Genomic DNA, 13,318 nt, shown 5'->3' with positions numbered 1-13,318 from the left:
CAATACCAGCCCCCAGGCCGGATAAAACGCCTTTGCGTCGCATCCGGCACATTCATCGCATCATGCCCACTGGCGCATGCGCTGATGCAGCGTCAATGAAGGTTTTTCCGCAAACAGCTGCTGGTAGTCGGTGGCAAATTGCCCTAAATGCCAGAATCCCCACTGCATGGCGGCGTCTTTCACCGTCGTACTCTGCGACCACGGGCTTATCAGCTCGCGACGTACAGCGTTCAGGCGAATGCGTTTTAACCAGGCATTCGGACCGATACCAAGGATCGCGTGAAAGGCGTTTTGCAACGTCCGACGGCTGACGTGCAGTTGATTACACAGATCGAGCACGGTCAGCGGTTCTGACATATTTTCCAGCACATATTCCCGCGCACGCGACAGCAGGCGACGATAGCTCTGATGGCTGATGCTCTCAGCCGTGATAATCGGCTGCGCTTCTTCCAGCATAGTGCCCATCGCCAGCAGCAGGTTATCGCCCAGCACTTTGCGTACCGCAGGTTGATGGAGGTTTTCCGGATTTTCGCTAAACGTCGCCAGCGCCTGCTGCACAAAGCCCCATAACGCGGCTTTGTGTTGTTCTTTCACTTCCAGCGCCGACTGGTTGCGCAGCATATGCAGCACTCTTTCCGGGTTATGCAGGAAGTTGGCCTGACGGGCAATCGCCTCTTCCGAAATGACGACACCCAGAATGGTGTAATCATCCGGCGTACTCAGTTCAAACTCTGTCCCGCCAGGGCGGGTGGCAATTTCAGCGTTCCCCAGACACTGGGTGCCAATAAATCCCTGTTCGCCGCGCGTGGCCGGAATACCAAACCAGAAAGAGTTCGGCCAGACAAGACACGACTGACGCAACGCCAGTCCGGTGTATTCACGGAACACCTGAATATCATCGAGCAGGATTTCCGTGAACTCGCCATGAAATTTTCCCGGATGTAACTGGTCGTAGATCTGCTGCCATGCGGTAATCGTCAGCGCATGCTCATACACATCCGTTGTTCGCCGCTGGTGAACGTTGTCCACCTCCACTTTCGGCGTAAGTTTAACGTCTTCGGGTAATGCTTCATGATAAAGATGGTGCAGGTTTGCAGTACGGTTCTTTTTCATGATCTTTTAAGCCGGAAGCTTCAACGAAGCCCCCGGCCCTCCGACAGGTTAATTTTTTAAGCGATAGCGACTACTGCGTTTACGCAACGCTCCGTCAGAAAAGAGCTGTTCCAGCGCCTTTCTGGCTTCATCAAGTGACCAGCCAAAGTGGGCAGCCACTTCCCCTGCCGTCATTCCTTGACGGACCGATGCCAACAGCGTCAGAAGTTGATCAGAGGATTCAGGCGTCAACGGGGCGTCCTGCGTCTTCTGCGTTTTTACATCTGTTTTCACTTCTGGCTTCTGTTCTGGTTTCTTCGGCTGGCGCTTAAAACCGCCGATCAGCCACTGGGTATCATCGTCCGGTCGGCCGATTTCCTTACGGCTGATAACACGGCCTGTACGCGCAGCAGCGGCGCTGCCGGCATCCAGCGCTGCGCGGCACGCCGCCAGATCGCCTTCCACCACCAGCGTCAACCGGCCAGGATCGAGCACTTCGTGGCTAAGCAGGCGTACGTTCGCGGCTTTCAGCATGGCATCCGCCGCATCCACGGCAGCGACCATGCCATCCACTTCCAGTAATCCCAGTGCATTGATCATCACAACCTCTCTTACGCGCGCTGGATTGGGTTACGGGCAATATCCAGAACGGCATCGGCAAAGGCGTTACATGCAGCTTTACAAGCGGCCTGGCTACCGGTCATAAACGCAGCCGAATAGTTGGTTTCTGACGGCGGCGGAACGTAAGTCACCAGTTGTACATCAGCCGATTTCAGCGCAGCATCAATACCAAATGTCGCTTCCAGCGGCGGCGCCACCAGATACGCCATCGGATCGCCAAGCCGGCATCCTGCGGTCGCCGAGAGATACGAGCCGGTACGCGAAACCACATGCGCCAGGAAGGCGGTATCTTCTGCGTCATTCGCCCACTGAAACGCCGCGCCGCTTTCAATATTGGCTACCATCGCGTCCAGACCTGCGCGAACTTCTGCCGGGTTGGGTCCACCGAGCATAATCAGCACTTCACCCGAGGTTGGAGAGGGACTGTGCGCCGCGCCGGCATACAGCGAGCGGCCATAAACCACTTCCACCATTGCCTGTTTTGTCGCTTCGTCTGCGGCAATATACGCCACGTCATCAGAATCTGCTGTGATGAGTCCGAGGCTACGTATATGTGGCGGTAATTTAAGTTCACGGGCAAAACCGTCATTTACCGAGGCAATCACGCGCATTGCGGTGACTGAAGGTCTAATCAAATCTAATGCTGGCATGATGCCTCCTTAACGGGTCATATTGATGCCGGATGCTTTTTGCTCCAGCATGCGCTTGGCCAAATCCACAATGACCGCCGCCGCTTCAACCGGTGGCGTACCGCCCTGGTGAATGTTCGAGATACAGGTACGGTCAGCTTCAACGGTCGTCGCCACACGCGGCGAATAGACGGCGTAGCAAGAAAGGCTTTCCGACTGGCCCAGGCCCGGACGTTCCCCAACCAGCAGAATCACCGCTTTCGCGCCCAGCAGTTCGCCGATCTGATCTTCGATTTTCACGCGACCATAGCGAACAAAGAACGGCGTCCCAACCTTCAATCCGGCCTGTTTTAAGCCAGACAACAGCGGCGGCAGGATCTCTTCGTAGTTAGCGGTGATAGCGTCCGTAGACAGGCCATCAGAGATAATCACCTGCACATCCGGGTTCATTACACACTGTGATTTCAGCGCTTCAATGGCTTCAGCACTCAGACGACGCCCCAGATCCGGACGCGTCAGATACAGGTTTTTGTCACTGATTTCCGAGCGCACTTCCAGCAGCCCCTGGGCTTTTACCCACTCTTCCGGCACTTCTTTCAATACCGTATCTTTCGAACGCGAGTGGTCGGCCAGGAAGCGCAGCAGCGCCTGGGTACGCGGACGTGGACCGGCTCGACCGGTACATACACGCGCCGCAGTGCTACGACGCAGTTCAGTCAACACCTCTGCGCGGTGCGGATTCTCAACACCAATCCACGCTTTAGCCTCGGCTGAGCCTAAATCCATCGCACAGCTTTCACCGGTCGGCGCGGCGCACTGGGTGGTGCTGCATTGCGCTTGTACTGCCGGCGCTTGCGCCTGCGGCTGCGACTCACCCATTGACGCCATCACGCTGCGTACAATTTCTTCAATCTGTTTTTGATCCATCGTGTGTCATCCCCGCGTCATCAGAAGAACAGTGACGGATCGCCCGCCCGTTTGGTCAGGCGACCGTTTGCCATAATGCCCATGGTTTCCAGCCAGCGTTCAAACTCCGGCGACGGACGCAGGTTCAGCAACTGGCGCACGGTCGCGGTGTCGTGGAAGGCGGTGGTCTGATAGTTGAGCATGATGTCGTCACCGAGCGGCATGCCCATGATGTAGTTGCAGCCAGCGGTGGCGAGCAGAATCATCAGGTTTTCGTTGAGGTTCTGGTCAGCATCAGCATGGTTGGTATAGCAGCAGTCGCAGCCCATTGAGATGCCGCTCAGCTTGCCCATAAAGTGATCTTCCAGACCCGCGCGAATAATCTGACGGTCGTTGTAGAGATACTCCGGCCCGATAAAGCCGACAACGGTGTTCACCAGGAACGGATCGTAGTGACGCGCCAGACCGTAGTTACGTGCTTCCATCGTCACCTGATCGGCGCCGAAGTTAGCGCCAGCAGAAAGCGCAGACCCTTGTCCAGTTTCGAAGTACAGGCAGTTTTCCCCAGCGATACGGTTAAACTCAGCGCCCACTGCACGCGCTTCATCCAGCATGGCCAGCTCAACGCCAAACTCTTTTAAGCCTTTCTCGCTGCCGCAGATACTCTGGAAAATCAGCCCGCCCGGCGCGCCGCGACGAATGGCTTCGATCTGGGTAGTAACGTGCGCCAGGACGCAGCCCTGGGTCGGGATATTGAATTTGTCGATGACGCCGTACACGGTATCAAGTACGCGGCTTAAGTTTTCCACATCATCTGTTACCGGGTTAACGCCAATCACCGCATCGCCCGCCCCGAAGGACAGCCCTTCGTAGATTTGTGCCGCAATACTCTGCACGTCATCACGGGTGTCGTTCGGCTGTAAACGACAGCTGAAGGTGCCCGGCAGACCAATGGTGGTGTTGGCCTTTTTGATCACCGGCATTTTCTTACCGCCGTAGATCAGGTCCGCGTTAGAGCAGATTTTTGCAACCGCTGCGACCACTTCCGACGTTAATCCTTTGCGCGTAAACGCAATGTCATCAACGGAGGTTTCATCGCTCAGCACGTACTCGCGCAGCTCGCTGATACTCCAGTTTTTGATGCGGTTATAAGCCGTTTCGTTGACGTCGTCCTGAATCAGACGCGTCACGCAGTCCTCTTCATAGGAAATCACCGGGTTGTTGCGGATATCCGCTACCGTCATTTCCGACAGCACCTGTTTGGCCGCCACTCGCTCTTGCGAACTGGTTGCAGCTACCCCTGCCAGCACATCCCCCGAACGCAGTTCGTTGGCTTTTGCCAGCACCTCTTTAACATCCTTAAACTGATAAACATTGCCGAACAATGTGGTCTTTAGTTTCATAAGTCGTTCCCTCAGGAAGGAAATGCGAGTGATTTCACCGTCACCGGCACAACCGATCCGCCAAAAAGAGGCGTACCAATGTCGATATAGTCCCCCGCCCGGACAACCACCTCATCGATGACTGCCAGCGGGTGTTGCTGTAACTGTGGGCGTAACAGCATGCCCAGGGCTTTACCAAAATCCTGCTCGGCTACCACCAGCAGGGGATGCGGATTCGGATGGCGCGCGACAAAGGCCAGTAGCGCATCAATAACCGTTAACAGCGCGGCGTAGCGCACCGGCAGCGAACCGGGCAGCGCCAGCACGTAAGCGTCTGTTTGCGGGTCCAGATCGAGCTGCATCAGCGCTTGTTGCCAGGCGGCCACCAAATCAGCCTCATCAACCGGAATCGCCACCGGCAGATTGCGCAGCGGAAGCGCCACACCTTCCAGCCAGATGGTGCTGCCCGAAAGCGACAGCGTATGCGCACCAGCGCCAATCACTGTGGCACGCACGGTTTGCGCCGGGAACTGCACGTTCATCTCACGCAGGCGCGGATGTTCATGCAGCGCCGTCGCTAACAGCGGCCCAATATCGGAAAAACAGAATGGATCGGCAGGCTGGTTGCGGTAGCACTCGCCCACCCCGCCGGACAACGTAATCACTTCCGGCTTCACACCCGTCGGCAACAGACCGGTTTGCATCAGCGCCTGCGCCAGCGGTGACAGCGTGCCGTCAATCACCTCTACGATCAGCGCCGCCATCCGTCGGGCCACCTGAACAAGCTGCGCCGCATTAAGGGTTCGGGCGTCGGTGCCAGGGCCAAATACGTCATCAACAACCATCTGTCCTGGCTGATGCGCATGCACCACCCGCCCCTGACCGTCCGTTTCCAGCAGCCGTCCGCCGACGTTCAGGCAGGCCGAACCGCTGACTTTTCCGGCATCGAACAGGACGTAGTTCGACGTCCCGCCACCGATGTCGATATTCAGTACGCGGCACAACTTCTGCTCTGACAGGGTTTGAGCCCCTGCGCCGTGACCGGCAATCACTGATTCCAGATGCGGGCCGGCGCTGGCAACCACAAAGTCTCCCAGCGACTGAGAGAGCGTCATCACCGCTGGTCGCGCGTTGCGGGTTTTGGCACTTTCTCCGGTAATGATGATCGCGCCGGAATCGACGGTCTCAGGCGCAATCCCCGCCGCCTGATACTGGGCGAGGATCAGCGCCTTAAGTTCGGCCTCTTTCAGCCCGCCCTGCTTATCAACGGGGGTAAAGAACACCGGGCTTTGCCAGCTAATTTCGCGTTTGATGAATTCGTAACGCGGCACCTGCGACACTGCCGCACGGTTGACCAGCTCAAGGCGTGAGAAGATCACCTGAGTGGTGGTGGTGCCGATATCGATACCGACGCTGAGTAGCTGGCGAGTATTCACGATTGCGCCTCCGGGTTGGTTTCTGCTGGTGCCGGAACATCTTCGTCTTTCGGTACCAACAGCATAGCCACACCAATCGCCGTCACGCCGCCAATCAGCTTGCCGACAATCATTGGGAAGATCATCGCGTTCATGTTGGCCGCGGCGAAACCTAAGTGGTCACCCAGAGCGAAGGCTGCGGAGACCGCAAAAGCGCAGTTGATCACTTTGCCGCGGGTATCCATATTCTTCATCATGCCGAACATTGGGATGTTGTTCGCCAGCGTCGCCACCATGCCCGCAGCCGCAATATTATTGATTTTTAACAGGTTACCAACGCTCATCAGCGGCTTTTCAAACCAGCGGGTCAGCAGCAGTACCATTGGGTACGCACCCAGCAGCACGCAGGAGATAGAACCGATAACTTCGATGGCGCGCATCACTTCACCCGGCTTGTCACCTGGTGCCATGAAGATAGGATCAAGACCCGGAATCAGTTCCCAGCCGAGCAGAAATTTGATCACCGCTGCCGCCAGACCGATGGTGATCAGCGCCACCAGGAATTTCGCGAAGATCTGGAAGCCGTTGATCATTTTTTCCGGGATGAATTTCAGTCCCAGCGCCACCAGCACGGCAACGATCAGCACCGGGATCATGTTCATCAGGATCAGCGCGAAGGTGAACTCCACCGGCTGCCCGTTGATTTCGACACCGGAGTACATCGCGATCAAACCACCCGCAATACAGCCAATCGGAATGGTGACGATCCCAGCCAGCACGCCCAGCGCCAGATAACGACGGTCGGACGGCTCAATAATCCCCAGCGCAACCGGAATAGAGAAGACCAGCGTCGGCCCCATCATCGCCCCGAGGATCAGGCCGGAGTACAGCCACGCCGCAACGTCGCCGCCCGCCAGTTCTTTCGCCAGGAAGAAGCCGCCCATATCGCACGCCAGCAGCGTTCCGGCAAACATCGACGGGTTCGCGCCCAACATTTCGTACAGTGGAATAATCACCGGCCCGAGCACATGCGCCAGTACCGGTGCCAGCGCGGTCATACCAACCATCGCCAGACCCAGCGCGCCCATCGCCATAAAACCTTCTTCAAACTGGCCGCCCGATCCCTCAATACTCTTCCCGAACTTACCGAGGAAGCGTGCCGAACCGCCGAACTGCGACAGGATCCTGTCCACGGCGGCAATCAGCATAAAGAACATCATGATGTACATGATGATTTCGTTAATTCCCATAACCTTCACTCCCTGTCATATGTGTATTTATTGTGCCGCCGCATACAACGCGATAATGTCGGCCTGCGTGGCGGTGCGTGGGTTACTGCGAATACAAATATCCTCCAGCGCGGCGTGAGCCCATGCGCTGTAATGCTCGGGCTTTGCCCCAACCTCAGAGAGTCGTTTGGTCTGGCCCACTTCGCTAATCAGCTCGCTGACGGCGTTGATGGCATCGCGATCGTCCGACTTCTTGTTGGTTAGCGCCCGTCCGATATGGCTGAAACGCTCACGACACACCATGCGGTTGAAACCCATTACTGTGGGCAGCAGCATGGCGTTAGCCTGTCCATGTGGAATGTGCAGCGTCGCACCCGGCTGGTGCGCCATCGCGTGACACAGGCCCAGTCCCGCGCTGGAAAACGCCATCCCGGCCATACAGGAGGCCAGTAGCATGCTTTCTCGCGCCGCCAGATCCTGACCATAGCCAACGGCCTTCGGCAGCGATTTACCTATCATCGCAATCGCGCCAATCGCCAGACTGTCGGTAAACGGCGTCGCGTTCAGAGCGCTATACGCTTCAACGGCGTGCGTCAGCGCATCGATCCCGGTCATCGCCGTTACGTGTGCGGGCACACCTTCCGTCAGCGCGGCGTCAAGAATCGCCACATCCGGCATCAGGGTTGCGTGGGCCAGCACTTTTTTAAGCCCGGTCGCGGCGTCGATAATCACCGTGACATTAGTGGTTTCTGAACCCGTTCCGGCGGTAGTCGGTACGGCAATCAACGGCAGACGCGGGCGTAACGCGCTGCTCTCGTCCATGTCTGCCAGCGTCTGGGTGGGATTGGTCACCAGCAACGCCACAGCCTTTGCGGCATCCAATACGGAACCGCCACCAAAGGCCACTACGCCATCGCACTTCGATTCACGCAGTTGCGCGACCGCCGCGCAGACGTCCGTAATGCACGGTTCGCCCACCGGACATGGCCACAGCGTCATCGCCACGCCTTTCATCGCCAGGCTGCGTTCCAGTGCGGCGGTCATCCCCGCCTGGTGCAGGAAACTGTCGACCATGACGAACATATGCGTCAGGCCGCGCGTTTGTGCTTCCTGTCCGCAGGTACTGAGCGCTCCCAGTCCACACAACGTAACCGGTGGAACGCTAAACGTTTTTACGCGTTGCAGATTCAGGGTATCGAATGCCTGAAAGAGCGCGGTCTGCAATTCAGCTTGCATAGATTCCTTCCGCTTTTTCTTTTCCGCTATTTGCAATCGCCAGCGGGGTCATAAACAGGCTGTGCTGGGGTAAATGCACCTGCAGTTCCGGGAAACGCTTACGAAACAGTTCATCAACGCCCGGCTGCATACAGGAACCACCGGCCAGCCATAAATCTGCCACGCCCTGTCCGGCAATATGGTGAGCCACAATTTCCGCCATTTTTTCGTAGACCGGCTTAACCACCGGCCAAATTTCTTTACCGTTGCTGCGTTTGTACTGCTCCGCCTCTTCCAACTGGATGCGACGGTTCCCGGCAAGCGTCAGAGAAATGTGGTGCCCGCCGGTCGCTTCATCGGCGGAGTAAGTCACTTTGCCTCGCTTCACAATCGCAATCCCGGTGGTACCGCCACCGATATCCACCACGCCAGCGTTATCAAGCTGCAACAGGTCCGCCACCGCGGTCGGTTCGTCGAGCACATGACTGACTTCAAGCCCGGCAGATTCCAGCACGTTGATCGAGATCCGTGGGTCAGTTCCCGGTGGAAACGAGGTTGCCGCGTGGGTAAAGCGGCAACCCAACTGTTGTTCGAGCGTATCGAGATGGCGACGAACGATAGTCACCGCACCGAAGAAATCCCAGACGATGCCATCGCGCACGACGTCGGCCCAGTCCAGGCAAACCGCAACCGGCTGTCCGTCACTGTCGACAACCATCGACACCACATCACACGTCCCCAAATCCACGCCCAGCCACAGCGGTGAATCGCTCTTTACGGGCGTCTGGTTACATAGCGTTGCCGCTTTTAGCAATCTGGGTGTCAGCCAACGTTGTTCGTCGTGCGCCATGTCGTTTACTCCTTATACAATTCTGAACGCGTCCACCAACACACAGCGACGCAGACGCACAAACGTGCGTGCGCTGGTCACCCCTTCCCCGGTTGGCGTGGTAATGGTCATCGTGGTCCAGCCTTCGCCGCCGAGTCCAAGACCGGCAATGCACGGTCCGTTCTTAACGAAAATGCTGGTATCAATGGCGTTTGCCATGCGGTTCATGTTGTCGATATTGCGCGAGTGCATCGCCGCCGTATGGTGACAGCCGCCTTCAAGCTTGACCGCCAGTTCAATGGCCTCATCGACGTTGGCGACCCGCACGACCGGCAGAACCGGCATCATCAGTTCGGTTACGGCAAACGGGTGAGTCGCAGAGGTTTCGACGAACAACAGCCGGGTTTGCTCCGGTACGTTCAGACCAATCGCCGCAGCGATTTTTCCTGCGTCGCGGCCTACCCAGTCACGACTGACCGTACCTTTACCGCGTTCATCGACATTTTTCAGCAGCACCGGTTGCAGCTGTTCGGCCTGAGCTGTGGTCAGCTTGACTGCATGCTGGCTTTCCATCAGACGCATCAGCTCATCAGCGACGCTATCGACCACGATCAGCACTTTTTCGTCGGCGCAGATAATGTTGTTGTCAAACGAAGCGCCTTTGACGATCGACTGCGCTGCGCGTGCCAGATCAGCCGTTTCATCAACCACCACCGGCGGATTTCCCGCACCGGCGGCAATCAGACGTTTGTTGGTGTGCTTACGCGCGGCGTCCACTACGGCTTCACCGCCGGTCACCACCAGCAGGCCGATGCCTGGGTACTTAAACAGACGCTGGGCGGTTTCGATATCCGGATTGGCCACGGTAACCAGCAGGTTTGCCGGTCCGCCTGCAGCAACTACCGCCTGGTTAAGCAGAGTGATAGCGCGCTGAGACACGCCCTTGGCAGCCGGATGCGGTGCGAAAACCACGCTGTTGCCAGCCGCAATCAGGCTGATGGCGTTGTTAATAACGGTCGCAGCCGGGTTGGTGGACGGTGTCACCGAGGCCACCACGCCCCACGGCGCGTTTTCAATCAGCGTCAGGCCGTTATCACCGGTCAGAACCTGTGGAGACAGGCATTCCACGCCCGGCGTGGCGCGTGCCTGCGCCACATTTTTGGCAAATTTATCTTCAACGCGTCCCATGCCGGTTTCTGTGACGGCAAGTTCCGCTAATTCTCGGGCATGTTTTTCGCCCGCCTCACGTAGAGCCGTGATAGCCAGTTGGCGCATGGCAACGCTTTTCAGCCCTTGCTGGGCCAGTTTTGCTGCCGCCACTGCGTCATCCAGGGAGGCAAAAACGCCCATTTCTTGAACGGCACTGACGGGTTGGCTGCTGTCTTTCATTTTCAGCAGCACCGCTTTCACGACCTGTTCAATATCCTGTTGATTCATGATTTTCTGCCTTATTTATGGAAGATCACCTGACCACCTGCCACCACTTCATCAACAATGCCAATCACGCACAGATCGACAGGTGATGATTCGTTACGGTGCGCCTGACGGGCTGAGCTTCCGCTGACCAGCAGCACCCACTCTCCGGTTCCCGCCCCAATGCTGTCGATAGCAACAGCACATTGCCCGTCGGGATTTCCGCAGGCATCAATCATTTCCACCATCAGCAACTTGTCGTGCGCGAGCCCCTGATGGCGTACGGTACAAACAATTTGTCCTGTGACGATTGCCAGTTTCATACGCGCCTCCGTGGCATATTTCAGGTAAAACCTCCCCCTACCCTCCGCAGAAGGTAATGTGAAAAGGAGAGAGGGTGACGCCAGCAATGAAGTTTGTGGCGTCACATGGACGACTTACATGTCGTTGCTGTCGCCTTTAAAGCTGATCGGGAACACTTCTTCCAGATCGCCATGCGGACGCGGGATCACGTGTACGGAAACCAGCTCACCAATACGCTGTGCAGCCGCAGCACCAGCATCCGTTGCGGCTTTACATGCCGCTACGTCGCCACGGACCATTGCAGTAACCAGACCGCCGCCGATCTGCTTCACGCCGACCAGTTTCACGCGTGCCGCTTTAACCATTGCGTCAGAAGCCTCAATCAGTGCAACCAGGCCCCGGGTTTCAATCATTCCTAATGCTTCCATTGTGTTTTCCTCTCATTAAGGGGTCCAGAACGGGACCTAAACAACCAGTGTGTGTGAGGCGTTTTCACGACTCATGTCAGTCTGACGCGGCACTGCTGCCACCAACGCCAGTTCAATAATTTCCTGTACGCTACAGCCGCGAGAGAGGTCATGAAGCGGTGCGGCAAGCCCTTGGATCAACGGACCTACGGCACGATACCCTCCCAGACGCTGGGCGATTTTGTAGCCAATATTGCCTGCCTCCAGCGATGGGAAGACCATCACATTGGCATTGCCCTTTAACGGACTGGCGGGCGCTTTTTGCGCGGCGACATCCGGAACAAAGGCGGCATCAAATTGCAGTTCCCCATCCACGGTAAGCTGCGGGGCACGCTCACGAACGATCTCCGTAGCCTGCTGCACGTTAGCGACGTTGGGATGACGAGCGCTGCCTTGACTTGAAAACGACAGCATGGCCACGCGCGGTTCTTCACCGGTGATCGCCTGCCATGTCTGCGCGCTGGCAATCGCAATATCCGCCAGCTGTGCGGCTGTGGGCTGCGGCACGACGCTGCAATCGGCAAACCCTAATGCCGGCCCGAGGTACTGCGGCAGCATCAGGAAAATTGACGACAACGTTTTACAGCCTGGCTGTAGCCCAATAATGCGTAACCCAGCGCGCAGCACGTTTGATGTCGACGACAAATTGCCCGCAATACAGACGTCAGCTTTACCCGCGCTAACCATGGCGGCGGCGAACATCAGCGGATCGTTGAGTTTTTCCAGCGCATCTGCAGGCGTTTTATCTCCCGCGCGGGCCAGCCAGCGCAGCGCAAACTCTTCACGCATGGACTGGTTGCTTTGCGGGTCGATAACCTGAATGCCATCCATCGCCACCCGATGGCTGAGGGCAAACTGGCGCAGCGCAAACGGACTGGCGACGAGAACAGGATGTGCCAGACCGTGCTGATGCAGGTAATTTGCCGCTTTCAACACCCGAACATCCAGCGCATCCGGGAACACCACCCGTGCAGGTGAGCGCTGGGCGAGTTGACGAGCACGTTCAATGATCATTGCTTCTCCCCCAGTCGCTGTTGAATTTGGCTAACCGTCAGTGGATGCTTCGCTACGCTCAGAATCATCATCACGTAAACCGTACTGGAAAGGCGATTGAGCGCCTGCATGATGTCCGGTCGCATTACGTCAAAACTACGGGTGATGAATACCTGGGCCGCCACCGTCTCCGTTTCACGAACTTTGGTACGCAGCAGATTAAGCAACGCGCAATCACGGCCATGACTGGCTTCAGGCACCAGATGGTCGTGGTCCAGATAGCGCAGCGGCTGATGCGAAAGCCGGTGTAAATCTTCGTCGCTTAAACCGACGATAGCTTGTGCTGCCAGCGGCTCGTCGATAGCGTCGGCGCGCATAATGTTGCCCAGACGCGAACGGATATCCGCCAGCCACGGCTGCCACGGTTCCGCCAGCTCTATCTGCAACCACACGGCCAGGGCGATGGTGCTGTCCAGCGCGGCGCGAAATCCCAGGCGCGGGTCACTTTTAGCGACCATCTTGTCCGCTGTCAGATGCGTCAGCGTGTCTGCTTTCTTCACCACCGGTTGATGACACAGTTCGCAACTGGCCTGTGGATGCGTATCGCTGCTGGTTAAACCATGCACCTGCTGCGGCTGCTGTTCTTCGTCATCAATAAACAGGCTGCCCTGCTCGTCGATATACTTAATGCGCAGATGTCGGCTTTCCAGTAATTCCCGGGCAGATGGCGTCAGGCGAGCATCAGCGGGGAGATGAATTTCAGCCCCTTCGCTGAGCGTATGATTCGCTCTGAGCCATGCTTCGGTAATGAAATCCTTCATACA

Annotated in this window: 14 protein-coding genes; all 14 read right to left on the bottom strand. The window is 57.2% G+C overall.

All coding sequences use genetic code 11. The annotated features are described in order from the left end of the window. Positions 1-60 precede the first annotated feature (60 nt). The 14 genes from eutR to eutT all read right to left on the bottom strand — a co-directional run bounded on the left by eutR (position 61) and on the right by eutT (position 13,315). On the bottom strand, positions 61-1,113 hold the full coding sequence (gene eutR / locus HV243_RS06910; RefSeq protein ID WP_019077354.1) for an HTH-type transcriptional regulator EutR: 1,053 nt from the start codon (positions 1,111-1,113) through the stop codon (positions 61-63). 48 nt (positions 1,114-1,161) lie between these two features. After that, positions 1,162-1,692: an ethanolamine utilization microcompartment protein EutK gene (gene eutK, locus HV243_RS06905; RefSeq protein ID WP_016157100.1), complete on the bottom strand. Its 531-nt coding sequence runs from the start codon at positions 1,690-1,692 to the stop codon at positions 1,162-1,164. Positions 1,693-1,703: 11 nt separating this feature from the next. After that, the gene (gene eutL / locus HV243_RS06900; protein WP_016153946.1) at positions 1,704-2,363 is read right to left on the bottom strand and encodes an ethanolamine utilization microcompartment protein EutL; all 660 of its coding nucleotides are present in this window, start codon (positions 2,361-2,363) and stop codon (positions 1,704-1,706) included. A gap of 9 nt (positions 2,364-2,372) precedes the next feature. Continuing rightward, positions 2,373-3,269, bottom strand: a complete 897-nt coding sequence (eutC, locus tag HV243_RS06895) for an ethanolamine ammonia-lyase subunit EutC (protein ID WP_016153947.1) — start codon at positions 3,267-3,269, stop codon at positions 2,373-2,375. A gap of 20 nt (positions 3,270-3,289) precedes the next feature. Continuing rightward, a complete protein-coding gene (eutB, locus tag HV243_RS06890; protein WP_003038029.1) occupies positions 3,290-4,651 on the bottom strand; it encodes an ethanolamine ammonia-lyase subunit alpha in 1,362 nt (453 codons plus the stop codon). An 11-nt stretch (positions 4,652-4,662) separates the two neighbouring features. Beyond that, positions 4,663-6,066, bottom strand: a complete 1,404-nt coding sequence (gene eutA, locus HV243_RS06885; protein ID WP_053388618.1) for an ethanolamine ammonia-lyase reactivating factor EutA — start codon at positions 6,064-6,066, stop codon at positions 4,663-4,665. Next, positions 6,063-7,295: an ethanolamine utilization protein EutH gene (gene eutH / locus HV243_RS06880; RefSeq protein WP_016153950.1), complete on the bottom strand. Its 1,233-nt coding sequence runs from the start codon at positions 7,293-7,295 to the stop codon at positions 6,063-6,065. Before eutH ends, eutA begins: the two co-directional genes overlap by 4 nt. 27 nt (positions 7,296-7,322) lie before the next feature. Continuing rightward, positions 7,323-8,510: an ethanolamine utilization ethanol dehydrogenase EutG gene (eutG, locus tag HV243_RS06875; RefSeq protein ID WP_053388619.1), complete on the bottom strand. Its 1,188-nt coding sequence runs from the start codon at positions 8,508-8,510 to the stop codon at positions 7,323-7,325. Further along, the gene (eutJ, locus tag HV243_RS06870) at positions 8,500-9,339 is read right to left on the bottom strand and encodes an ethanolamine utilization protein EutJ (protein ID WP_016153952.1); all 840 of its coding nucleotides are present in this window, start codon (positions 9,337-9,339) and stop codon (positions 8,500-8,502) included. The genes eutG and eutJ overlap by 11 nt, the downstream gene beginning before the upstream one ends. Before the next feature lie 12 nt (positions 9,340-9,351). Continuing rightward, complete coding sequence (locus tag HV243_RS06865) at positions 9,352-10,755, bottom strand: aldehyde dehydrogenase family protein (RefSeq protein WP_016153953.1); 1,404 nt, start codon at positions 10,753-10,755, stop codon at positions 9,352-9,354. An 11-nt stretch (positions 10,756-10,766) separates the two neighbouring features. Next, positions 10,767-11,054, bottom strand: a complete 288-nt coding sequence (gene eutN, locus HV243_RS06860; protein ID WP_016153954.1) for an ethanolamine utilization microcompartment protein EutN — start codon at positions 11,052-11,054, stop codon at positions 10,767-10,769. Positions 11,055-11,168: 114 nt separating this feature from the next. Next, a complete protein-coding gene (gene eutM, locus HV243_RS06855; RefSeq protein ID WP_003835054.1) occupies positions 11,169-11,462 on the bottom strand; it encodes an ethanolamine utilization microcompartment protein EutM in 294 nt (97 codons plus the stop codon). 36 nt (positions 11,463-11,498) lie between these two features. Beyond that, positions 11,499-12,515 (bottom strand): phosphate acetyltransferase, encoded by a 1,017-nt coding sequence (gene pta, locus HV243_RS06850; protein WP_053388620.1) that lies wholly within the window; start codon positions 12,513-12,515, stop codon positions 11,499-11,501. Further along, positions 12,512-13,315: an ethanolamine utilization cob(I)yrinic acid a,c-diamide adenosyltransferase EutT gene (eutT, locus tag HV243_RS06845; RefSeq protein WP_019077358.1), complete on the bottom strand. Its 804-nt coding sequence runs from the start codon at positions 13,313-13,315 to the stop codon at positions 12,512-12,514. Before eutT ends, pta begins: the two co-directional genes overlap by 4 nt. Positions 13,316-13,318 lie beyond the last annotated feature (3 nt).

The sequence above is a fragment of the Citrobacter sp. RHBSTW-00599 genome (assembly GCF_013784065.1).
Classification (GTDB): domain Bacteria; phylum Pseudomonadota; class Gammaproteobacteria; order Enterobacterales; family Enterobacteriaceae; genus Citrobacter; species Citrobacter braakii.
Note: the sequence above shows the minus strand (reverse complement) of the source record. Positions and strands in the feature narration are given on the sequence as shown.